Origin of the sequence: Pseudomonas sp. 382, from assembly GCF_002759075.1 — a bacterium.
GTDB classification, from domain to species: Bacteria; Pseudomonadota; Gammaproteobacteria; order Pseudomonadales; family Pseudomonadaceae; genus Aquipseudomonas; species Aquipseudomonas vlassakiae.
In genome coordinates this window covers 1-21,381 of the sequence record NZ_PEMX01000037.1, presented here as the reverse complement: position 1 = coordinate 21,381, position 21,381 = coordinate 1, and the positions used below count along the sequence as shown (strand labels likewise).

At 58.9% G+C, this 21,381-nt stretch carries 18 protein-coding genes and 2 pseudogenes; 11 read left to right on the top strand and 9 right to left on the bottom strand.

The window, feature by feature from the left end; genetic code table 11:
* Positions 1 to 135: 135 nt before the first annotated feature.
* Positions 136 to 717, bottom strand: coding sequence for a TetR/AcrR family transcriptional regulator (locus CQW31_RS26555; protein ID WP_054884468.1), 582 nt, complete (start codon positions 715 to 717; stop codon positions 136 to 138).
* Positions 718 to 966: 249 nt separating this feature from the next.
* Here CQW31_RS26555 and CQW31_RS26550 point away from each other — a divergent pair, with 249 nt between their 5' ends.
* The 7 genes from CQW31_RS26550 to CQW31_RS26520 all read left to right on the top strand — a co-directional run bounded on the left by CQW31_RS26550 (position 967) and on the right by CQW31_RS26520 (position 10,941).
* Positions 967 to 1,854: a phytanoyl-CoA dioxygenase family protein gene (locus CQW31_RS26550; RefSeq protein WP_099815796.1), complete on the top strand. Its 888-nt coding sequence runs from the start codon at positions 967 to 969 to the stop codon at positions 1,852 to 1,854.
* Positions 1,855 to 1,874: 20 nt separating this feature from the next.
* The gene (locus CQW31_RS26545) at positions 1,875 to 3,242 is read left to right on the top strand and encodes an FAD-binding oxidoreductase (protein WP_099815795.1); all 1,368 of its coding nucleotides are present in this window, start codon (positions 1,875 to 1,877) and stop codon (positions 3,240 to 3,242) included.
* Positions 3,243 to 3,331: 89 nt separating this feature from the next.
* Positions 3,332 to 3,979: a hypothetical protein gene (locus tag CQW31_RS26540; RefSeq protein WP_099815804.1), complete on the top strand. Its 648-nt coding sequence runs from the start codon at positions 3,332 to 3,334 to the stop codon at positions 3,977 to 3,979.
* A 473-nt stretch (positions 3,980 to 4,452) separates the two neighbouring features.
* A complete protein-coding gene (locus CQW31_RS26535) occupies positions 4,453 to 5,874 on the top strand; it encodes a DUF1329 domain-containing protein (RefSeq protein WP_099815794.1) in 1,422 nt (473 codons plus the stop codon).
* A gap of 24 nt (positions 5,875 to 5,898) precedes the next feature.
* A complete protein-coding gene (locus CQW31_RS26530; protein WP_349306169.1) occupies positions 5,899 to 7,545 on the top strand; it encodes a DUF1302 domain-containing protein in 1,647 nt (548 codons plus the stop codon).
* Positions 7,546 to 7,553: 8 nt separating this feature from the next.
* Positions 7,554 to 9,968: an RND family transporter gene (locus CQW31_RS26525; RefSeq protein WP_099815793.1), complete on the top strand. Its 2,415-nt coding sequence runs from the start codon at positions 7,554 to 7,556 to the stop codon at positions 9,966 to 9,968.
* Positions 9,969 to 9,978: 10 nt separating this feature from the next.
* A complete protein-coding gene (locus tag CQW31_RS26520; protein WP_054884473.1) occupies positions 9,979 to 10,941 on the top strand; it encodes a YCF48-related protein in 963 nt (320 codons plus the stop codon).
* A gap of 12 nt (positions 10,942 to 10,953) precedes the next feature.
* Here the strand turns inward: CQW31_RS26520 and CQW31_RS31205 are convergent, their stop codons facing one another.
* Positions 10,954 to 11,130, bottom strand: coding sequence for a hypothetical protein (locus CQW31_RS31205; RefSeq protein WP_158238186.1), 177 nt, complete (start codon positions 11,128 to 11,130; stop codon positions 10,954 to 10,956).
* A gap of 78 nt (positions 11,131 to 11,208) precedes the next feature.
* Between CQW31_RS31205 and CQW31_RS26515 the strand changes: the two genes are divergently transcribed.
* Positions 11,209 to 12,462, top strand: a complete 1,254-nt coding sequence (locus CQW31_RS26515; protein WP_212632546.1) for a CdaR family transcriptional regulator — start codon at positions 11,209 to 11,211, stop codon at positions 12,460 to 12,462.
* 56 nt (positions 12,463 to 12,518) lie between these two features.
* Here the strand turns inward: CQW31_RS26515 and CQW31_RS26510 are convergent, their stop codons facing one another.
* Positions 12,519 to 12,995, bottom strand: a complete 477-nt coding sequence (locus CQW31_RS26510; RefSeq protein WP_099815791.1) for a TetR/AcrR family transcriptional regulator — start codon at positions 12,993 to 12,995, stop codon at positions 12,519 to 12,521.
* Positions 12,996 to 13,114: 119 nt separating this feature from the next.
* On the opposite strand from CQW31_RS26510, the pseudogene CQW31_RS26505 reads away from it, so the two are divergent.
* Positions 13,115 to 13,276 (top strand): annotated as a pseudogene (locus CQW31_RS26505) (SDR family oxidoreductase); the annotation flags it as partial.
* 261 nt (positions 13,277 to 13,537) lie between these two features.
* Here CQW31_RS26505 and CQW31_RS26500 read toward each other — a convergent pair.
* The 4 genes from CQW31_RS26500 to CQW31_RS26485 all read right to left on the bottom strand — a co-directional run bounded on the left by CQW31_RS26500 (position 13,538) and on the right by CQW31_RS26485 (position 16,106).
* Complete coding sequence (locus CQW31_RS26500; protein ID WP_099815790.1) at positions 13,538 to 14,197, bottom strand: hypothetical protein; 660 nt, start codon at positions 14,195 to 14,197, stop codon at positions 13,538 to 13,540.
* Positions 14,197 to 14,949, bottom strand: coding sequence for a hypothetical protein (locus CQW31_RS26495; protein WP_099815789.1), 753 nt, complete (start codon positions 14,947 to 14,949; stop codon positions 14,197 to 14,199). The genes CQW31_RS26500 and CQW31_RS26495 overlap by 1 nt, the downstream gene beginning before the upstream one ends.
* A gap of 67 nt (positions 14,950 to 15,016) precedes the next feature.
* Positions 15,017 to 15,472: a hypothetical protein gene (locus CQW31_RS26490; protein ID WP_099815788.1), complete on the bottom strand. Its 456-nt coding sequence runs from the start codon at positions 15,470 to 15,472 to the stop codon at positions 15,017 to 15,019.
* 439 nt (positions 15,473 to 15,911) lie between these two features.
* Positions 15,912 to 16,106, bottom strand: coding sequence for a hypothetical protein (locus CQW31_RS26485; RefSeq protein ID WP_099815787.1), 195 nt, complete (start codon positions 16,104 to 16,106; stop codon positions 15,912 to 15,914).
* 301 nt (positions 16,107 to 16,407) lie between these two features.
* Here CQW31_RS26485 and CQW31_RS26480 point away from each other — a divergent pair, with 301 nt between their 5' ends.
* Positions 16,408 to 17,112, top strand: coding sequence for a hypothetical protein (locus CQW31_RS26480; RefSeq protein ID WP_099815786.1), 705 nt, complete (start codon positions 16,408 to 16,410; stop codon positions 17,110 to 17,112).
* Positions 17,103 to 18,071: a hypothetical protein gene (locus CQW31_RS26475; protein ID WP_099815785.1), complete on the top strand. Its 969-nt coding sequence runs from the start codon at positions 17,103 to 17,105 to the stop codon at positions 18,069 to 18,071. The genes CQW31_RS26480 and CQW31_RS26475 overlap by 10 nt, the downstream gene beginning before the upstream one ends.
* Before the next feature lie 942 nt (positions 18,072 to 19,013).
* On the opposite strand, the gene CQW31_RS26460 is transcribed toward CQW31_RS26475, so the two are convergent.
* Together CQW31_RS26460 and CQW31_RS26455 are read right to left on the bottom strand one after the other, a co-directional pair.
* Positions 19,014 to 19,553, bottom strand: coding sequence for a hypothetical protein (locus CQW31_RS26460; RefSeq protein WP_143524258.1), 540 nt, complete (start codon positions 19,551 to 19,553; stop codon positions 19,014 to 19,016).
* Positions 19,554 to 20,818: 1,265 nt separating this feature from the next.
* Positions 20,819 to 21,381: pseudogene (locus CQW31_RS26455) on the bottom strand (IS5 family transposase); the annotation flags it as partial.

Sequence of the window (21,381 nt, the reverse complement as noted above, 5' to 3'; positions counted from 1 at the left end):
CGCCGATCAACGATCAGACAGGGTCAGTCTGGTAGATATCGTCATCGGTACGTTCGAAGGAGGCGCTGCGGCTTTCAGGGCCGGAGGGGGAGTGGAACGCCGTGCAGCGACGCAGCACGGCGAATCCTGTGAGGCTCAGTAACTGGCCACCAGCAACTTGACTGCCTGGCAGGCGGTCTCGGTCTCGGCCTCCAGGCGTGCACGGTCGCCGTGGGCGGACCAGGCGAGCATCAGGCCGTCGAACAGATTGATCAGCAAGCGGCTGATAGTGGTCAGTGCTGCCTGGTCCAGCGCGCCGTCGGTGACCTTGGTGATGGCCTGTTGGGCCGCTTCGAGGGAAACGGCATAGATCTTGGTTGCCATCTCCGGGTTGTTGCGCAGGTTCCAGCAAAACAGTTCGAACTGCGTGGTGGCCATTTCCGGGTGGGCGGTGAACCAGTTGACCAGTTGGCGCAGCATTTCCCCGACCGATTCCGCCGCCGTGGCGCCTGTCGGCACGTGTTGCAACGATTGTTGCGGCATGTTGATCAAGGACTCGTAGACCGCATAGAACAGCTCGTCCTTGGTGTGGAAGACATAGTGCAACGATGCCAGCGGCGAATCCGCTGCCGCAGCGATTCGCCGGGTTGTGGCGTTGGCCACCCCATGTTCCGCGATCACCTTCACGGTGGCCTCGATAAAGTCCTGCCTGCGCTCTTCAGCACCAATCCGAGCCATTGAGCGTTCTCCCTTTTCGGTATTGCCGCCGGCCCCTTGGCCCGGCGTTGACGGTGACGAATGCTAGCGCAAGGTCAAGCCTCAATCCATGAGTCGCTGCAATCCCATCCGTATGGGCACGGTAGGGTACGGGAAATTCAAATCAAACGACTTGATCAAGTGACCATGTTCGGTAATGATGAGTTCACCTCGCAGGTCGCCCGGCCTCGGTGGACAGAACAATGACAAAACCAGACAGGTAGAAAGCAGATGGATACACGAGCGCTCTCCACAGTCAGCAGCGACGCCTCGATCGAGCAGGTGGTGGACATCATCCGGCGTGACGGTGGCGTCATCATTGCCGACTTTGTTTCACCGGCAACGCTGAAATCCCTCACCGAAGAGCTGGACAACTACCTGAAGGTCACGCCTTGTGGTGTCGATCCTTACTTCGCTGGCACCCAGACCCGTCGTGTGGCGCGCATCATCGGGCGCAGCGACACCGCCGTGGAGGTGGCATTGCACCCGCTGTTCCTCGGCGCGGCCAGGCAGATCCTGCAAACCCCTACCCACGTCTGGGTGGGCAGCGACCGTATCGAGATGGCACCTGATATTCAACTGAGCATCACCCAGGCGATCCAGATTGGCCCGGGCCAAGGCCTCCAGCCCCTGCACCGTGACGATGCCACTTCGCTCTGGCGGCACCCACAGTATGGGCGTGAGGCCAGGCTGCAAATGATGCTGGCCATTTCAGACTTCACCGAAGAGAACGGTGCGACGCGCGTCATCCCTGGTAGCCATCAGTGGGATGACGAGCGAATGCCGACCCAGGAAGAGACCGTCGCTGCGCAAATGAAGGCTGGCTCCGCGCTGCTCTGGATCGGCTCGGTGTATCACGGCGGCGGCGCCAACACGACGGATGCCCCTCGTACTGGCCTGACGATGGCCTACGACTTGGCCTTCCTGCGCCTTGAAGAGAATCACTTCCTGTCCATTCCCGTCGAACGTGTTCGCCAGCTCCCAGGTGAAATGCAACGCCTGCTGGGCTGGAGTGCCAGTTCCACGTTGCTCGGCTGGGTGGAAATCGATGGCCAGATGCGCGATCCGCAAGAGCTCCTGGGCATGCCGGCTTTCTCCGAACCGGGTAAAGGCTTCTGACCATTCTGGGAGTGACGGGAATGAACGCGTTGAACAAGGTGGCCGATGGCGACGCAGCACCGTTGAAGTTTCGGAGTCTGGGGGGATGGGTGGAGCGACCGGCTGATCTGCAGCCGACCCTCCAAGGTCACGCGCAGGCCGATGTGATCGTGATCGGCGCCGGCTTTGCCGGGCTGTCGACCGCGCTGGAACTCAAGGCGCTCGGGGCGGATGTGATGGTGCTGGAACAGGAGTTCGCCGGTTTCGGTGCCAGTGGCCGCAATGCCGGCTACCTGCTGGGCAGCATGGGTATCGAGTACGACATGTTCGTCAAGCGCGTGGGTGTGGAGCAGGCGACGCAGTTCGTCAGGCTCTATGACGAAGCGGTGCCCTACGTGGAAGGTCGATTCAAGACCTTGGGTATCGACTGTGATTACAACCCTTCGGGTGTGCTGCGGGCAGGTGTTCATTCCAGCCAGGAGAAGCGCTTGCGGGAAAACATGGCGCTGGGGCAGAAGCTGGGAGCGACGAGCCGCTTTGTCGACGGTGCCGAGATGCGTGCGCGGGGCATCCCCCCTGCGTTTCTGTTCGCCTCCGAGCAGTGTGGTGGCACCTTGAACCCAGGGAAGTACATCGGCGGCCTGCGGCGCGCGGCCATCGAGGCGCGGGTGAAGCTCTACGAACGCACGCCGTTGCTGAGCTTCAGCGAAGGGCCGGTCATTACCTGCAAGACGGCACATGGCAGTGCAACCGCCCCGGTGATGGTGCTGGCAACCAACGCCTATACCCCGCAGCTGGGGGTATTGCGCAACAAGGTCGCAGCGATTCGGGTATCGGCAATCGAAACCCAACCGCTGTCGACGCAGCAGTTGGCTGCCCTCGGCTGGCAAGGGCGGGAAGGGATCATCACGCCGCACTACACCATGGAGAGCCATCGGCTGACGGCACACGGCACAATGGTGTTGACGGTCAAGAAGCTAGGTTATGCCTACGGTTCGAAGACGCCCAATATCCCGGACCACGACGCCTACACCGCATTGGCACAGGTACTGCGCGAGCGCTATCCGATGTTGCAAGGCCTGGGCGTCAAGCACTGCTGGAGTGGTTACGTCAGTGGTGCCTACGACTTCCTGCCGGTGATCGGTGCCATGGGCGCGAAACAGAACATTCACTACACCACCGGCTGCTCGGGCCATGGGTTGGGCACTCAATCGTTGATCGGGAAGCTGTTTGCCGAGCAAATCAGTGGCCACGCGCCTGAGTTACTGGCGGCGCTGCAACACAAGACGCCGTCCATGCTGCCTGAACCCCTGCAATGGTGCGCCATACACTCGGCCTTTGCGGCGGCCAAGTTGCTGGATGACTGGACCGATAGAAAAGTGCGTAAAGACAAAGCCAACAAGGGCTGATTGCAGTGGATGCGCTTGTTCTATGCCCGTCATTGTAGAGCGACGGCGCGCCCCTTTTGACAGAGGCTGTTATCGTGGAACTCATAGATTTGTTCGCGTTGATCTCATGTGTGCTGCTGGTGATGAGTGGCGTGGGTTATGGTGTTGCATTCATCAGGCGTAAGAATTATCTGTTGGGCGTGGAGTTCTTGATTGTAGGTATATCCGCAACTAACTTCACGACCTTCATCGCCACGGGATGGCAAGCCAATTATAATGTGGCCATTTTTCTGGATGCGTTTTCCCGCGGGGTCGGCGTGCCGGTTATTGCAACGCTCGGGTTGATGGCGGTGACGCACAATTACAAGCCATCGCCGGCGAAGGACCTGCTCTTGTTCATGGCCGCTTTTGCCGCGACGGCCATTTATTACCTGTCGACAGGTTTCAAAGAGTGGTTGCCCTATTTCTATATGTTGATGTGGTCGCTCTACACGCTGTTCCTGGTCTACTTTATCTGGCGACTGGTACGTGCCGGCGAGTCTGGGCATGCGCTGGCAACCCTTCTGGGAGGCGCGGCGGGGCTGACGATCGCGCTGCGGTATGACTTTTTCCCGATCCCGGGGGATGATACCAAGATGATCTTCATGACCTGCGCCTTCCTGACCTGGTCCTACTCGATCGTGCAGTTGTTTTATGCCTATGGGGCACTTCAGTGCTCAAGGAAAGTGCCCTCGAATGCCATGCTCCATCTCCGTTAAGGTGCGGGCTAGTTAACGAGGTGTTCACGGACTGACGGAATGAGCGGCTTGATATTTTCTGTTACTCCATGGCGGGCGAAAGCCTGCTTCTTTACCGCCCCAAGGGGCGGTTTTTTATGGGTTAATCATATGCGTTAGTTATGCTGCTCGATAAGCGAACAGCAGGTAGATTTCCGTGCGGCACTGAGTAAATCTTTTAGGCGGCGCACTATAAAAAGCATCTTTTAGTAACACATGTTTCCTTACTTCCCAATAAAGTGCAGGCGCCTGGCATGCATTGATCGATGCATAAATTCAACGCACTGATTCCTATAGCGTAATCCGCCAATAACACATTCTGGCATGTGGCTTGCGTACTGATCACACGACATGGTCAATTGATCATGTCGTGTGATCAGGATGTAGCAGGCGCCGATTTTTTCCACTTGAAACGTCGAGCAGTCGCTCCAAGCCCTTTGTTTGAGGATCCTCCAATGAAAGAAGTCAAAGCACGGTCGGAACGTGTCTTATCCACCCGCCGTATGTTCAGGCAGCTGCTGGTTACCCTTGCGGCCTCGACCACGATCTGTTCGGTACAGGCTGCACCCCAGGGGGCAGAGGCGCTGGGTTCGAAGTTGACGCCGCTGGGGGGCGAGAGCGCCGCCAGTTCTAACGGGGATATACCGGCCTGGTCCGCCCCAGGGCCACAGGGGGCGGGCTGGAGCTACGGCCAGGTGCGAGGGGAGCATTGGAAGTTCAAGGGCGACAAGCCTCTGTACAGCATCGACTCGAGCAATGTGGCGCAACACGCGAGCCAGCTTTCACCGGCCCAGCTGGAACTGTTCAAGAAGGTTCCGGGCTATCGCATGGATGTCTTCCCCACCCGCCGTACCTGCGACGCGCCGAACTTCGTGGCTGAGAACACCAGGCAGAACGTGGACTTCGCCAAGCTCGATGCTTCCGGTGTCGCCCTTGAAGAAGCCCATGTTCCGGGTATCCCGTTCCCGATGCCCACTACCGGTGCAGAGGTGATGTGGAACATGAAGATGCGCTATCGCGGCGTTGGCGTAGAAATCCCTCGGAGCATTTCAGGCATTTCTCCCCGCAAGGGCGGGGAGTGGTTGCGCCAGTCGACCGACACCTTCTTCCTGACACCCTGGGGCAAGAAGGGCAGCGCGCTTTTCTCCTCCTACGGCCGCCTGGAAAACGCGACTTTCTTCAACTACCTGGAGCCCGCGGCGCTGGCCGGTCAATCCGCCGTGCAAACGGCTGTGGCCGGCGAGCAGGCCACGACCTTTTACTACTTCCCCGGCCAGCGTCGCGTGCGCCGTATGCCGTCGTATTCCTACGACGCGCCACAGATCGGCCTCGACAACCAGTACACCGTGGACGAGGCGAACGTCTTCTTCGGCACCATGGACCGTTTCGACTGGAAGCTGCTCGGCAAGCAGGAACTGCTGGTGCCTTACAACGATTTCGGTGCCTACGACACCGCCGCCAAGGTGGAGGCGTTCGCCGGCAACGACTCGATCGCACCGCAGTCGCGTCGCTATGAGCTGCATCGCGTCTGGGTTGTCGAGGCCAATGTCCGTCAAGGCATGCGCCACCAGGCGCCCAAGCGCATGTTCTACATCGACGAGGACAGCTGGAACCCGCTGCTGGCCGTCGACTTCGACAAGCAAGGGCAGATCTGGAAGGTGCGTGAAGGGTTCTCGATTCCCGTGTACGAGACCGGCGCTTGCGACGTGCAGGCCCAGGTCCAGTACAACCTGGCCGAGGGTCGTTACCTCTTCGACATGACCTCGATCGGGGCCGGCAAGAACGATATTCGCTGGCTCACCGAAGACAGTGGCAACCCTCGCCTGAAACGCGACTTCTTCACCTCCGACAACCTGCGAGCCATCAGCGAGCGCTAAACCGACGCCAGATCGAGAGCCAACATGAAAAAAATAATGACGAAAGCGTCAGGCCTTGCCATCGTGTGCGCAACCCCGCTGGCAATGGGGTTCACCTTTGAAACCGAAACCCTGACCGGCTCCTTCGATTCCACGATCACCGCAGGCATGGGCTTGCGGACGGAGTCGCGGGGCTGCAACCTGATCAACCAGGGGCCGACCGGGCACAACGTGCCCTCCGGCTGCCTGGCGCAGAGCTCCGGCGTGGCGGACCAGGGCGACCTGAACTACGACCGCGGCGACCTGTTCACCAACTACCTCAAGGGCACCCATGAGCTGTTGCTCAAGATGCCTGAGGACGTCACCTTCATGGCGCGTGGCACCTGGATCCGCGATTTCGCGGCCACCGATACCACCGGCACGCTGTCGTTCAACACCCCAGAGAGCGTCGGCAGCAACGGGCTGAGTGACGACGCCCGCGACGAGCTTGCCTTCAAGGCCCGCCTGCTGGATCTGTGGGTGAGCAAAGGGTTCGACCTAGGCGGGCAGCGGGTCCGCGCGCGCCTGGGCAACCAGGTGATCAACTGGGGCGAGAGCCTGTTCGTGGCCGGTGGCATCAACAACACCAACGCCTACGACTACCAGGCCTTGGCGCGCCCCGGTGTGCAACTCAAGGAGGCCGTGCTGCCGGCACCGATGCTCAGTGTCGCGTCGGGCCTTGGCTCGGGTGTCAACGTCGAGGCCTACTATCAGTTCCGCTGGAACAAGAGCGAGTTGCCGCCAGTGGGCAGCTATTGGTCAAACACCAACGCATTGGGCGAGGGCAGGGGAGACTACGGGTTCTCCGAAAAGGACGCCCGCGACAGCGGCCAGTGGGGCCTTTCGCTGCGCTGGCAGCCGGAAGACAGCGATATCAACTATGGCTTCTACGTGATGCGTTATCACGACAAGTTGCCGTCGTTGCGCATCGCCATTCTTGACCCGAACACGTTCGCGGCGGCACCCACCTGGGAGTACCAGGAAAACCGGATGATGTATGGCGTCAGCGCCAACATGCCGATCGGTGACTGGGCAGTGGGTACGGAGCTTTCTTACCGGCCGAAGGACTCGGTCATGCTCAACCCTGTCGTCGACCTGTGTTCCGGCAATGGGGGCAAATGCTGGAAAGACGAAAAGAAATTCCAGTGGCACCTCACCGGCCTTTACAGCTTCACGCCGTCCAACTCCCCGACGCTGCTCGATTTCACCGGGGCCAGCACGGGCACCCTGCTCTCGGAACTGGTGGTCATCAGGTACCCCGGGCTGCATGACGAGGTCAATGGCGAACCACTCGCCCCAGGGCTCAATGCCTGGCAACTGGATCCTGCGACAGCGCCCAAGTCCCGTGGCGACAAGACCTCGTCGGGTATCAACCTGGACTTCAGCCTGACCTATGACGGCACGTTGCTGCCGGGCTGGCAGGTCACGCCCGGCGTCTTCTACTCGCGCTCGCTTGGAGGGCGAACGCCGAACCTGAGCGCCACCTTCACCGAAGACGCGAGCAGCATGAACCTGTACCTGAATTTCGTACGAAACCCGGCCAGTTGGCAGATTTCCCTCAACTACGCAAAGTTCATGGGCGGGGAAACCCCCTACGACCAGCTTTATCGTGACCGCGATTATGTCGGTATCGCGATCTCCCGCACCTTGTGAGGCCTGCCGTGAACGGTTCTGTAAAGCTATCTGAAGCCCCGGCACGTGGCCTGTTGTCACGCGTCGAGGGGGTGTTGTTCGGGCATCGTCGTCTGGTGCTGGCGAGCCTGGCCGTGTTCACGCTGATCATGGGCTGGTTCGCCGTGCAACTGCGCATGGATGCTGGCTTCGAAAAGCAATTGCCGGTAGGCCACGAATACATCAGGACATTCGAGGCCTACCGCAACGACCTGCTGGGCGCGAACCGGCTGACCATCGTGGTCAAGGCCCGACAGGGCGATATATGGAGCGCTCCTGGCCTGAAGCGGCTGTATGACGTCACCCAGGCAGTGACCTTCCTTCCTGGCGTGTCGCGCAGCAGTGTGCGGTCCCTGTGGACGCCCAATGCCTTCGTCAACGAAATCACCGAAGAAGGGTTTCGCGCTGATCCGCTGGTACCGGGTACGGTTTCTCCCGATCACCTGGATGACCAGATCATCGCGACGATCGCCAACTCCACTGCCCAGGGTGGTTTCATCGGCACGCTGGTTTCCCGTGATCAGAGCAGCGCGATGATCACGGTGGAACTCAACGAGTACGACACCAATGGCGCCCACCTGGACTACGTGGCGTTCAACCACAGGCTGGAAAAAGAGATCCGCCAGCCATTCGAGGATGGCGAATTCGCAGTCCAGATCATCGGTTTCGCCAAGCAGATCGGCGACATCGCTGACGGTGCTTCAGCCGTACTGGAGTTCTGTTTGCTGGCGTTGCTCCTGACCGCGGGGGCGGTGTACTGGTATTGCCACTCCCTGCGTTTCACGCTGCTGGCGCTGGCCTGTTCGCTGGCCTCGCTGGTGTGGCAGTTCGGCAGCCTGCGCCTGTTGGGCTACGGGCTCGACCCGTTGGCGGTGCTGGTGCCCTTCCTGGTGTTCGCCATCGGGGTTTCCCATGGCGTGCAGCAAATCAACTTCATCGTGCGCGAGATCGCCATTGGCAAGAGCGCCGAAGAGGCTGCACGCTCTAGCTTCACGGGGTTGCTGATTCCCGGGACACTGGCGCTGGTGACCGCGCTGGTTTCCTTCGTGACGCTGCTGCTGATCCCCATCCCGATGGTGCGTGAGCTGGCGATCACGGCCTCGCTTGGCGTGGCCTACAAGATCATCACCAACCTGGTGATGTTGCCGTTGATGGCGTCGTTGCTCAGTGTCGGTGACAACTACGCTGCCGCCCAGGAAGCCTCCCGACAGCGCCGGACCCGCTGGCTGCGTGGCTTGGCCCGGCTCGCCGAGCCGCGCAGGGCGCAATGGGTGCTTGGCGTTGCCTTGGTGGTATTCCTGGTGGCGATCTGGCAAAGCCATGACCGTGTCGTTGGCACACTGCAGGCGGGCGCGCCGGAGCTGCGCGAGGACTCCCGCTTCAATCGCGATGCGGTCTCTATCGCTGGCAACTACGACATTGGCCTGGACTGGCTCAGCGTGGTGTTCGAGGTCAACACGGTCCCCTCTGGCGAAGACAGCCAGGCGGCCTGCGAGGATGTCGCCCTGGGCCAGTACCAGGATCGCTTCGTGTGGGCCATGCAGGGGGTGCCCGGTGTCCTCTCCGTCGCGTCCTTCTCCAGCAACATGCGCCAGTTCAACGAGGGCTACAACGAAGGCAATCCGAAGATGGCGGCGGTACCCATCGACCCTATGAACTACGCTGCGCTGGCCACCGAGGTGGCGCGCACGCCCGGGCTGATGCGCACCGACTGCAGCATGTCGGCGGTGCACCTGTACCTGGCCGATCACAAAGCCACGACCCTCACCCGAGTGGTGGACGCCGCCAAGGCGTTCCGCAGCGAGTACCCGATGCCAGGCATTTCGGTGCGCCTCGCTTCGGGCAATGCCGGGGTGTTGGCCGCCATCAATGAGGAGGTGGAAAAAAGCGAAACTCCCATGTTGCTTTACGTCTATGCCGCCATCGCATTGCTGGTGTTCGTGGTGTACCGAGACCTGCGGGCAGTCCTGGTGTGTTGCCTGCCGCTGACCATCGGCACCTTCGTTGGCTACTGGTTCATGAAGGAGCTGCAGATCGGCCTGACCATCGCCACCTTGCCGGTGATGGTGCTGGCGGTGGGCATTGGCGTCGATTACGCCTTCTACATCTACAACCGCCTGCAGCTGCACCTGGCCCATGGGCAGTCGATCACCAAGGCGGTGGAATACGCGCTGCTCGAAGTGGGTGTCGCCACTATTTTCACCGCCATCACCCTGGCCGTGGGCGTGGCCACCTGGGCCTTCTCGGAACTCAAGTTCCAGGCCGACATGGGCAAGCTGCTGGCCTTCATGTTCATCGTCAACATGGTAATGGCCATGACCGTGCTGCCGGCCTTCGCTGTCTGGCTGGAGCGGGTATTCCCACGTAAGCGCCCTGTGCGCATGATCGGCGCGCTGGTGCATTGAGGAGAGAAGCATGAAGTTCAGGGTTTCATTCACCGCAGCCTTGCTCGCAGCAGCTGTGCCGCTGATGTCTCTTCAGGCCGCGCCGTTGCAGGCCGTACCGGCCGTACAGGCGAGCAATGCCAGGCAGGCCACCATGCTGGCCGCCGGCTGGGCAGGGGCGCGCATGGTGGCCGTGGGCGACCACGGTGTCGTGCTGTTGTCCGACGATCAGGGCATGCAGTGGCGCCAGGCGAGGTCGGTACCGCTGTCCACACCGTTGACGGGCGTGTCTTTCGTGGATGCCAAGCGCGGGTGGGCGGTTGGCCACTGGGGCGCGATCCTGGCCAGCACCGATGGCGGGGAGTCCTGGCAGGTCCAGCGCCTGGCCAGCGAAGAAGACCGGCCACTGTTCGCGGTGCACTTCTTCAATGCCCGGCAGGGTGTGGCGGTAGGCCTCTGGTCGTTGGTGCTGACTACCGAGGATGGCGGCCAGACGTGGGCCGAGCAGCCGGTGCAGGCCCCTCCGGGGGCCAAGCGGGCCGACCTCAACCTGATGGGACTGTTTGCCGACAGCCGCGGTACGCTGTACGCCACGGCTGAGCATGGGCAGGTTCTGCATTCCGAGGACCAGGGGAAAAACTGGCGTTACCTGGATACTGGCTACGAAGGCACCCTGTGGTCAGGCGCGGTGCTGGCTGATGGACGTCTGCTGCTGGGTGGCCAGCGCGGCACCCTGTTGCAGGGTTCAGTGGACGGCAAGGGCTTTCGCCGAGTGCCAACGCAAAGCAAGGGCTCTGTCACTTGCGTTGCGGTAGCCGGCTCTCGTGTGCTGGCAGTCGGGCTGGACGGGCTGAGCGTGCAGAGCAGCGATGGCGGGCATAGCTTTCAGGAAACGCAGACCGCTGATGGCCTTTCACTGACGGCGGCGTTGTTCAACGCCGAAGGCGTACCTGTATTGTTTTCACGCCGAGGGGTAATGCCCTACCAGCAATGAAGGGTTGGCCACTCACTCAGAGGCCAGGCATCGCAAACCGATGCCTGGCCTGTTTCCTTGCCGGGAAAGCGTGCGCACCAGCTCGAGCGGCACGATCAACGGGCAGGCTTGGCGTGGCGCCAAACCCGAAAAAGGGACATGGAGCATCACGGTGCCTCCTTGTATTTTTTGTTCAGGCAGTGGGTTCATGCTAGGTTTCCACTGGCCCTGCGCCTAGGTACGAACTGCACCATTTTCCAGCCGTTCTTTGAGTGATCTGCACAGCCCATGACCAGCACGCCATCACCCTGGCCACGCCCCTCGGAAACCGTTCGCGAGCTCATGCGCAAAGGCGCCGAGCTCGCTCAGGCGCTGCCAGCCGAGTGGGTCGAGCGCCTGAACCAGGCACTGTTCTCTTCGCCCGAAGATGCCAGGTTGCTGGAGGACCCGGTCATCCTCGCGGCGTGCCGGCGCGCCAACCGGGCAGAGTTGCTGCACTGGGCGAATGCCAACCTGCAGCGCCCTGGGGAGCCGGTAGAGCCTTATGTGTCCGCTGACATGGTGGACACGGCCAGGGAGCTTGCACGCAGGGGGTTGTCCGAACTGCTGATGAATGTTGCACGGTCGATACAGAACGCAGCCTGGGACCTGTGGATGAAGATGGCCTTCAGCCTGACGCAGGATCCCGTGGTGCTCGAGGAATTCCTGGAGGTCTCGTCGCGGTCGATCTCGGAATTCATCGACAGCAACATGCGTGTGGTGACGCAGATCATCCTCGAAGAAAAAAGCGTCCAGGCCCATGACGACCCTGTCGATAAACGCAGCCTGGTCAGCCGGCTGCTCGATGGCAGGGATGTGGATGCGGAGCAGTTCGGCAGGCGACTGGGCTACAGCCTGGCTCAGAGGCACCGTGCCTGCCTCGTCTGGAGCGAAACCCCGGACGCCGAGATTCGCCCCTTGGAGAATATGGCGCGCGCCCTGGCGCAGCTCACGGGCACGGGAGCGCCGCTGATCGTGTTCGCGGGCCCTGCGACCCTGTGGGGCTGGAGCAATGCGGCAAAGCCGCTGGACCTGAACCTGCTGCAGGACGTCGCCCGGCAATTTCCGAAGATACGCGCGGCAATCGGTTCGGCGGGCGCGGGGATGAATGGCTTCCGGCGCTCGCACCTGGAGGCCTTGACCACCCAGCGGTTGATGGGCCGTTTGGCGGGCTCACCCGCGGTGGCCACGATCGATCAGGTGAGGATGGTGTCGCTGATGACCCAGGATGCCCGCGCGGCCAGGCAGTTCGTCTCGAACACGCTGGGGCGCTTGGCGATCGAACCAACGGTTCTTCAGCATTCGTTACACGCCTTCCTGGCCAATGGCTGCAACATCACCCAGACCGCCGAGGTGCTGGGTACCCATCGCAATACCTTGCTGCGCCGGCTGGAGCGCGCCCAGGACCTGCTGCCTATCGCGCTTGCCGACCATCGCATCCAGGTCGCCGCTGCCCTTGAGCTGGTGATCTGGAGCACGCCACTCGATGGCGACGAGCAATAGTCCTCATTCCCTTCCGTTGACGCCATAGCGCTTCACGGCTGTTGCCCTGCGCGCGCTCAGCGGGGCGCCCGCCTTGCAATGCCCTGCAGAAACGCATGCTCCAGCACCGTTGCACTCTCTCTTGGCGCGCGCCCTCGTTGGCGGGCGTCGACCATGCCATGCAAGAACGATACGAACATCTCGGTCAGCAACGCCGCGCTGACATCCGCTCGAAACACGCCCTGTCGCTGGCCGCTGAAAAACAACGCATCGAGCCTTTCCACATAGAACCGCAGGTCGTGCTGCTCGCTCATGTGCACAGGGTAGCGGGAGGCCAGGAACGCGACCAGTTCAGCCTGGGCCAGGTGCGCGTGAATCAGCTGACGCAACGCGGCCAGGGGCTCTTTGGCGACCAGCGTGCCGCTGTTGTCGAGGATCTGCATGAGCGTGTCTTTGGCGTGCTGTTCGAGCTGGCTATCGAGGTTGTCTCTGGTACCGCAGTAACGGTGCAGGGTTGCCCGGCTGATGCCTGCCAACACCGCCAGCTCGCCCATGGATGCTCTGGGGCGCAAGGCGACAGCGGCATAGAGGATATTCACCAGCTTGGCGGGAAGCGATGAAAGCGGCAAGTCTGAAGTATCCATTAAGAGTCTTTTATGATTTTTATGAGACACAACAGCAAGGGTTGCTCGACTACCTGGCTTCGCAGGTACCGTTGGGGCGAGTCGGTGAGCCCATCGAGATCGCCAACGCGGCGGTGTTCTTGGCAAGCGATGATTCGAGCTTTGTGAATGGTGCGGAGCTGTTTGTAGACGGGGGACAAGCCCAGATCTGACAGCATAGAAGGACATGTAAAGTAGGTGCGCCAGGCGCACCTCTTACATGAGGCAGACAGCTTTATCCGCTCGGGGTGCCGAACCTACTGGAGCTCTACAACATCGATCCGAGGAGCTGCGCTTAGGCGCACAAAACCCTGCATGGAAAGGCCTGCATCCTATCGGGTGGCCGATGAGCTTAAGCGACACATTAACTCCGACTTCTGTGGAGCTTCCTGGCGGGCTCGACGACGTCATCTCGCTGATGCGCTGCCCGGCGCTCATAATCGGCGAGGCAACACTCGGTATTGGCCAGAACCATCTCCAACTCCGACATACTGCACTGCACAAGTTCCGACCAGTGCTTGAGTGGCATCAGCACCTAAAAGCAAGGACTTGAGTGGATTGATGATGTTGATTTTCACGTCTTCAGGGCAGTTAATGTCCGTCAAACGCACGCTGTAGCACCATTCATTGTCGTACTCCGCGTGCACCCACCTAAACAGTTGGCCGCTCTCAAGATTCAGGTCGTATCCGCTATCCAGATCGCAAGGAAAGCCCATCTGAGTATCGGCGAAATCGATCGGCCATCCCCATTGGCCGATGTGCACTAAGGGCTCTCGATTATCAAGTGCCTCTATACCTTCACCCGCGAGACTGATCTGAACGATGATGTGGCTGCTTGTCGACCGCTTAGGTTTGGACGCAATAGGCAGCGAAATGCCTATGCCCGTGTATACCCAGCCTTCTTCATCCGTCGTTCGGGAGGTGATCCAGGCACCGCTCGGCTTGAAGTATTTGGCGAGCTCCGGCGTCAACAAAGCTCTACTGATTTCCTGCTTGACCAGATCAGCCAGGGTTTCACACTCACCAGCAAGCCTCGACATGAATTTCACCGCATCGGTAATTGACGCTCCAATGCTGATGGGGGATGACGACATCACAGAGAACTCCATAGGAAATGATTAGGCTTGGTGTTGGTCACAGCAGGCAAAGCTGGCGCCTTCGAGTCGAACCCGCTCAGCGGATTCCAGAACACGTGCGTCTGTATAGGAAGCAGGACTGGCGATAGTTGCTGAAATCCCTGGAAACGCTTGATGTCCAACTGGCCAAGGAAGATGGTGACTTGGGTTCGCCATTTGCTCAATCCAGGGTAGGTCTTGCAGTCCAGCTTATTGAGGATCTGAAGCACGTTCAGCCACGAACGCAGGATCAGCCGACCATTCCAAATGTCCTTCTGCGCCAGGGCGTTGAGGCCAACACTCAATTCGGGCCCAATGAACAGGTGGTAAGCGACTTCGCGCTCAGCGTCAGTCAAATACTCATTCCACTGCCGATGGAGCTGATCGGTACCCAAGGGCGCACGCCATTTGAACTCCACGACAATGATTCGTCGCTCCCCGGTCGACCATCCCATCTCAACAAGCAAATCAGGCTCGACCGCTCGTTTCGGCCAAAAGTCCATTCGCAGAAAGCTGACTTCACCAGTGGGGAGGGGCAGGTCTTCACCAATTTCACCTTCGAGTAGTGCACGCCAGAATGCGCCACTCGCTTCTGGAGGCAGGAAATCCAAAGGGCCGGCAATCAGCGCCGTGATTTCATCTTCTTCGCAAACGCGTTTCTCGCCTTCTTCTCGGTGTCCAAGATAACGCTTGTAGAGCTGGCTTTTGTTTCGCCTGAATGCGTGCAGCATGTCGTTGCCGTCTTGTGCAGGAGGGAAGGGTAATCGGCATTCATCGAGACCGGGCCGATGGCTCAAATTATTTCTCTGGTGCCGGCGCACCTTGCCCGGTACCGATTTTGTGTACAACAAACACTGCCACTGCGTAGACGATCCAGTAGACCGCTGCAACGGCTAGGCTGGATAAAAACAGTAATGCCGTGCAGACGATCAGCATGATGATGTAGAGATTGAGCAGGGAGGAGCTACTCACTTTCCGAATGTGATTCAGTCCAACGGCAATCCCCACCATGTAAAGGGTGGTGACGAGGCTCCAGATACGGAATGTCACGGACAGGGCTCTATCCCCTCTGCCGTGGTCTTGCTCGAAGAAGATTGGCCCAAGCAGCCAAAAGACACCGATTGAAAGCGCTATTGTTCCTAAAAAACCCCAGCCGAAATATGTCACTGAAAAGCCGTACTGCCCCTGGCAAAGGCGGCTTTGAAGGAATGGCTTGGTGAGCAGTGCAAGAACGATAGGTATGAGGAATGACATGTGTACGATCCGTCGTAGTAGGTGCGATTTCCTGGGCTCACGAGGTGCAGGCCGAGGAGCTGCAAGGCGGAATGTAGCACAATGCCACCACCTGTCACTCACCTGTGCGTAATCAAGAAGGATCGCCAACGGAAGCTGCTGGCGCCGACCAATAAAGGGTGGGGCATTGGCCACGCCGTCAGAGTTCGACAGTGATGAATAGACGAGGGCGCTTAACCGCATGACGACGATGCCTGCGACGCCGCGCATGCGCCCTAGATCAGTGGCCTGATAGAGGATGATTGGGAGGCTGCTGGCACCGACAACTGTGATAAAGGTGAGGCCGCCAAAGCACTGGGAGTGCCTTTGAGAGGGCGAGGGCACCGAAGGTTCGGGCGTATCGCTCTTCAGGAGCTACTGATAGCCACCTTACGCCTCCGCTCGCCATCGATGAAATGGATTAAAACGTGGCGTTCATCGCCCAAGACAGATTTTCCAGGATCGCTGATTGGGTGTTCTCTGGAAGGCTGGGCCAATACTTGAAGGCGAAGAAATACGCGAGGCCGGCAATCACGTAAATCGTAAGTGCGAAGGCAGGTACGACATAGCGAATGCTGTAGATGAGATCAGCAGTCTTTTTCAGAATGTCGGTCATGGGAAGGGGGCGGAACTAGATCGATTGAAGGGCGAGTATGCGGCTTGGCGCTTGGGAATCTCTTCGCCAAGCCATGTTGGGCCGCTGTGTTACACGACCAATATTTTAGCAAGCTAAGCAACTACAGTGCCAGAGACATTCTGTCGCACATCGGCATCCTGAATGATCTCGCGCAGCATCTTTAGCTTTGATGTGCGTGAAGAGACACCGTAGGAACGACTCGCTACAATTCGGATATCTCATGATGGCCTAAAGCAATTACTGCAGGCGGGTCGGGCACTAGCAAATCTACGGGGGAAACATGGATCTGGTTGTTCCGCGAAACCGGTCACTCGAAGACCTGTTGTCGAATGCATCAAGCGCTGATTTGGACGTATTGGCTGACCTCATTACCGATAACGGTAAGGGCAGGGTAGCTCTTGACAGCAAGGTCAAGGCCGCCATTCTCAGTCACAAGGCGCAGGGTAAGCTGCAATCGATTTCTGATGTGCTTGAGGCCGAAATCCGTTCGTTTGGCAGCAACAGCATCGCCACGTTCTTCCGGTCGAGTGGAGTGGCATACATGGAGCTCGCGACGGATGTGGCGAAAAAGCTGGATGGAAAACCCGGCTCATCTCATGACATATATGCCGTTGAAGAAATGATTATCGGCCTGGCAGTCAAGAAATACATCGGGGACGTGGCGGCGGTGGACTACCGGGATATCGCAAAGCTTTCGGCGTACATCGCTCAGATCGTGAAAGGCCTGATTTCCGCCGCGGGCGCAATTGGCGGCATTGCGGCTACCGGTGGAGCTGCAGGCGTGGCTGGGGCCGTGGGTGGTCGCCTGCTTTCGCTGGCAGCCCCTCCATTGGCGCTTGGCGCTGCTGGGGCTGCGATCTACCAAGCCACGTCACCTGCATTTCGCATCACCACTCCTGCAGTGCTTCAGGTGGCCAAAATTCGCCGGGCACGATATGAAGCAGATTTCGCAACCTATTCGGAGAAACTACGCGCATGTCTGTGATAAATGAAGAGCTGCTGCGCTCCCTTCCAAACCTTCCGGATATCCTAGCCAAGCTCAAAAGCGGGGAGTATGAGTTATTTGGCGGTGTGGTTCGCCATGCCAAAGGGACTGAGAGAGGCGGGCAGATCGTTGGGCACCTTCTCTTCCCAGGAGATAGCCAACAAACCCAAGCGCAACTCCAACAGCTCCAGGACACCCTCTCGAATGGGTTGGGTTCGCTTCAAACCGGGATGGATCACCTGCAGCAGAGCATGAGCGTGCTGCAAGGCTTGCAGACAGCTAATCTGGTTATGACCGGCCTGAACCTCGCGGTGACCACAGCAGGGTTTGTGATCGTATGTCAAAAGCTGAACAAGATCAGCTCACAGATCCAGGCTCAATCTCAGACTATTGCTGAGACATGGAACTTGGTCAGCGAGGCTCACGAGCGTGGCCAGCTAACGGATGAAGCGCAGTTTCGATCGTTGCTGCTTTCCGCCCGGCAGTTCTGTGAAGAGGGAGACGTCCAGCAGCTCAAAGCGCTCATCCCTGCTTTCCACAAGGAGTATCAATTTACGAAGCTCATTCTTGAGCGGCACGCCGCTATACCTGCAAGCACCGTTCAGCGCCTGAGTGACATCAAGTTGCTGCAAGATCGCCTGGTCAACCTTGGCCTTGCGTTGTCACACGTTCAGGCTAAATCAGGCGCGGTGAAATACGCTCATGAGTCGTTAGCCCAGCTAGAGGCGGATATCCGGACGTTGAATATTAACCGCATTGAGGGTTTGACCAGCGACCGCGCCGCCGCGTCCGCGATCTCCCAAAAGCAATTCGCCGATGTGACAGACTTCTTGCAGCACGGGAAGCAGATGATGCCCGCGCTGGCCTACCAGGCCGAGGTCATTACCCTGGAAACCAAGCACCCGGGCCTACTGCAGAAGGCATCCACCTCGCGAGAGATCATGTTCCTAGCTGCCTGAGTCGTATCAGCCTCAGAGCATGGTTAGCAGCGCCATCGAGTCGAAGGCGATGGTGTTCGTTAGAACACCATCTGCTTGCCTGGTTGCTTCAGCTGATGCCGAGCAGGTACTTGCAATAGTCTCAAGCGGCGCCAGAAAAGATCGCACCAACGGTCAGCGTGATGAGTGCAGCAGCCCTGCGACCTAAGCGGCTCATGAGCATTGCGGGTTCCCACCCTTCAAGGCTGGCAGTGGAGTCGGTCACCTTGGGTGAGTACAGCAACGCTAGTAACAGTGGGACGCACCCGATTCCGAGGGCTGTGATGAAGGGAAGTGGGATCAACGCCTGAGGGTAGGTCTTCATGGCTGCATAGCTACCTACCGCCAACACTATGCCGATCAGAAGAGGGCCCCAAATCATCTTCAACGAAAAGGCTAATCGGTCATAGCGCGCGGTGGCCAAGCTTTGAGCTGCGGTGGTCTCATCCAGCTTGAGGAGGAGGTCATCGCATCGTTGCACCGGCCAACACAGAGCGCGGCGCCGAATGAGTTCGAGTGGAACAACACGCCGTGGGATGTGTTGGTCGCTATCTCCGCCAGGATGCATCGTCATCCGCTGCCAACTTGGTATCTCCAAAAGTCTGCTGCCAACCAGGCTAATTCCAGAGCCCACCAGAAAATCCTGGCAAGTTGACGGGAGGATCCAGCGGCTTGCGGTAGGGCGGGGACGCCAAAGGAGTACAAATGTTCCCTCTGCGCATAGCCAGGTTATACGGCTGTGCAGAGGCGCTCCCGCCCTGGAGGATGCCTGATAACAACAAGCATGTTTGCTGAGCCAAACCCATGCCAGCTTCATACTTCAGCGCTAGAGAACCTTCTCATGACGCAAGCGGAGCGCGCCGGAACGAGGATGGAAAGCCCGAAGGGCCAAGACCCTGATTTCACCGCGAGGCCCACCCAAAACTATATCGTACTGGCGTATTTGCGAAGCCACTCTGATGCCGGGAGATGCTTACCGATGCCAATATCCGGCCACGTATTGGCATCCTGTAGGGGCTCAGCGATACTGACCGCACTGAGCGGACTTTGCTGTAGTCGCCTCAAAATGCTAGTCGTGAACCTGCCGAAAAGATCGACCATGGTGTTGCCCGCGTACCCGCCAGTACCATCCATCAAAGGCAGCAGCAGACTCTGAGGGGTAATATCTGAATTCTGACTGCGTCTGAACTGGGCGTAACGACGGAAATAGGCCGCGAACTGAGGATGCAAAGGAAAGCGCAGGCGAGGGTAGTGAGGGCTTTCAAACCATGCCGGTGAGGTCTGTTTTTTGCCTGTCGTTCGGGAACCCGCGCCGTCGGCTTTGAAGCTCGAAAACGTGAGTCTCAGTACCGATGATGACCCCAGCGCGCGCAGCGGGACGTCAGAGTAGATGGCCACAGCTGCGACGAGGAGCCACGGCTGCAACTGCTTATCGTGCTCGGCCAGGGATACTGCCGTCGACATCAGATCTGCCAGCTGGGCCAGCGTAAAATTCGTCCGTGTTTTCCTCCGGCGAGCCTCGAAGTCTGTCGGTTTTAGACCATCGAACGGATTCTGTGTCGTTGTAGTCAGAACGGTACCTAGATAGTCGAAAAAAATCCCTCCCACCGTGCATGAATACCTGTCGGTGCTGATCGGTTCCGAGTGCGAAATCTGATCTTGACTCTGGTATGGAGGCTGACGACGGGATGGAATCGGTTGGGACGGAATCGCCTGCGAGCTGCTTTCTGACTATCGGGCGCCAATTGTCATTAATTGGCTTAACCGCGAACACTGCTTTGCCCAGTAGGTAACGTGTCCCACCAGTCTTAGAGATCCACGACATGGGTAGGCGCATGACGAAGTGCATGAACTCCCTGGCATCCGTTTCTTGCCATTCCGGGATCGACTTGTGACGAATTGACCAGCTCCAATGCATCATCGTCTCGAGCACTGGGCATACCATCTTGTAGTGCCTTGGAGTGAATTGCGGCCGTTGGCACTGCTTGGTCAGGAAGTCGATCCCGAAGCGCCACGTTTGAAATGCCTTCAGTTCGGGGTCTAGGGTATCGAGCCGCGTTCGGACGTCGTTATTGATTGGGCGCTCCAGGCCTTGATGGTCACCCAGCAGCACAAAAGGCGGGAACAAAGGGTATGGCACGAAGGAATCCATCGGTTTCGCTGATTTATCCGCTGCCTTCGCTGGTGAATCGTGCGGTGCGCTGGACGCCGGCTGAGGCTGTCGCGAAATGAGGCGACTAGCCCTAAGCGTTGTTTCACAAGGGCTCTAGCCGATGCCCTGCCAATTTAAGCGACTTTTCTTGGGATAGTCGCTAGATTAAACATTATTTTTGTGGATTGTCGCCTTATTAAGCATCAACAACAACGAATACCATTTTGTCGAGGATATCTCCCATACGAAGGTAGTTCGGCTGTCATGAAATTAGTCCAAAGTTAGATCAGTAGATTTATTGGCCCTATCTCCGCCCCCGATGGGCGGTCTACCCAGTTGTGGTCGCTAACCCCGGAGGCCGTGGCATGCGCCTACCTAGACAGGCAAAGACGGCGTAGCCGGACACTCGCGCTGCGGCCAAAACAGAATTCTCCGGTCTCCGCACATAACAAACCGCAATCTCCATCCCTCCTTGCTGGGCAATCTGGCTCGGTGGAAGCCTTTTTGCGCAGAGTGTTGTGTTGGTGGCTGCATCTGTTGTACCCACCAATAAGTGATCCGTTTCGTCCAGATTTCTCTAGGCTCTGTACGAAAAGAGATGTCGCAAACACCGCATGGAGCAAGCCAGTGAGACCATGGCGGCATAACTTTTCGCGAGCTTGTCGAAGCGAGTCACGATCCGACGGTTCTCTTTCAGCCAGCCGAACATGCGCTCGATGATGTTGCGCTGTCGGTATTTGGGCCGGTCAAACAGTCTTGGTAAGCCAGGCTTGGGCTTGCGCTTCATCGAGCGCAGCGGGATGACGGGTTGCATTCGATATTGGTCGCAGTAGCGGCGTAGCGCTTCTGCGTCGTAGCCCTTGTCGGCAAGCAGCCATTTGCAGCGCTTGCGCGGGCGGCCACGTTGGCTCGATGGAATGCTGACCTCGTCCAACAGTGGTTGTGCGTAGCTGATGTCACTGGCTTGACCGCCAGAGAGGAGAAAACGCAGCGGTGTTCCGTTGGCGTCGCATAGCATGTGGATTTTGGTTGTCAGGCCACCGCGACTGCGGCCTAGAGCATGATCGGCAGGCTCGTCAGGCCCCCTTTTTTCCCGGCGCCAGATGAGGCTCGGGTTGCGCGTACTGCGGTTGAGTCGAT

What these genes read in the sequence shown, in the direction of transcription:
- CQW31_RS26555 (WP_054884468.1), bottom strand. Translation starts at nt 717, where the DNA reads ATGGCTCGGATTGGTGCTGAAGAGCGCAGGCAGGACTTTATCGAGGCC.
- CQW31_RS26550 (WP_099815796.1), top strand. Translation starts at nt 967, where the DNA reads ATGGATACACGAGCGCTCTCCACAGTCAGCAGCGACGCCTCGATCGAG.
- CQW31_RS26545 (WP_099815795.1), top strand. Translation starts at nt 1,875, where the DNA reads ATGAACGCGTTGAACAAGGTGGCCGATGGCGACGCAGCACCGTTGAAG.
- CQW31_RS26535 (WP_099815794.1), top strand. Translation starts at nt 4,453, where the DNA reads ATGAAAGAAGTCAAAGCACGGTCGGAACGTGTCTTATCCACCCGCCGT.
- CQW31_RS26530 (WP_349306169.1), top strand. Translation starts at nt 5,899, where the DNA reads ATGAAAAAAATAATGACGAAAGCGTCAGGCCTTGCCATCGTGTGCGCA.
- CQW31_RS26520 (WP_054884473.1), top strand. Translation starts at nt 9,979, where the DNA reads ATGAAGTTCAGGGTTTCATTCACCGCAGCCTTGCTCGCAGCAGCTGTG.
- CQW31_RS31205 (WP_158238186.1), bottom strand. Translation starts at nt 11,130, where the DNA reads ATGAACCCACTGCCTGAACAAAAAATACAAGGAGGCACCGTGATGCTC.
- CQW31_RS26515 (WP_212632546.1), top strand. Translation starts at nt 11,209, where the DNA reads ATGACCAGCACGCCATCACCCTGGCCACGCCCCTCGGAAACCGTTCGC.
- CQW31_RS26510 (WP_099815791.1), bottom strand. Translation starts at nt 12,995, where the DNA reads ATGGGCGAGCTGGCGGTGTTGGCAGGCATCAGCCGGGCAACCCTGCAC.
- CQW31_RS26500 (WP_099815790.1), bottom strand. Translation starts at nt 14,197, where the DNA reads ATGTCGTCATCCCCCATCAGCATTGGAGCGTCAATTACCGATGCGGTG.
- CQW31_RS26495 (WP_099815789.1), bottom strand. Translation starts at nt 14,949, where the DNA reads ATGCTGCACGCATTCAGGCGAAACAAAAGCCAGCTCTACAAGCGTTAT.
- CQW31_RS26490 (WP_099815788.1), bottom strand. Translation starts at nt 15,472, where the DNA reads ATGTCATTCCTCATACCTATCGTTCTTGCACTGCTCACCAAGCCATTC.
- CQW31_RS26485 (WP_099815787.1), bottom strand. Translation starts at nt 16,106, where the DNA reads ATGACCGACATTCTGAAAAAGACTGCTGATCTCATCTACAGCATTCGC.
- CQW31_RS26480 (WP_099815786.1), top strand. Translation starts at nt 16,408, where the DNA reads ATGGATCTGGTTGTTCCGCGAAACCGGTCACTCGAAGACCTGTTGTCG.
- CQW31_RS26475 (WP_099815785.1), top strand. Translation starts at nt 17,103, where the DNA reads ATGTCTGTGATAAATGAAGAGCTGCTGCGCTCCCTTCCAAACCTTCCG.
- CQW31_RS26460 (WP_143524258.1), bottom strand. Translation starts at nt 19,553, where the DNA reads ATGTCGACGGCAGTATCCCTGGCCGAGCACGATAAGCAGTTGCAGCCG.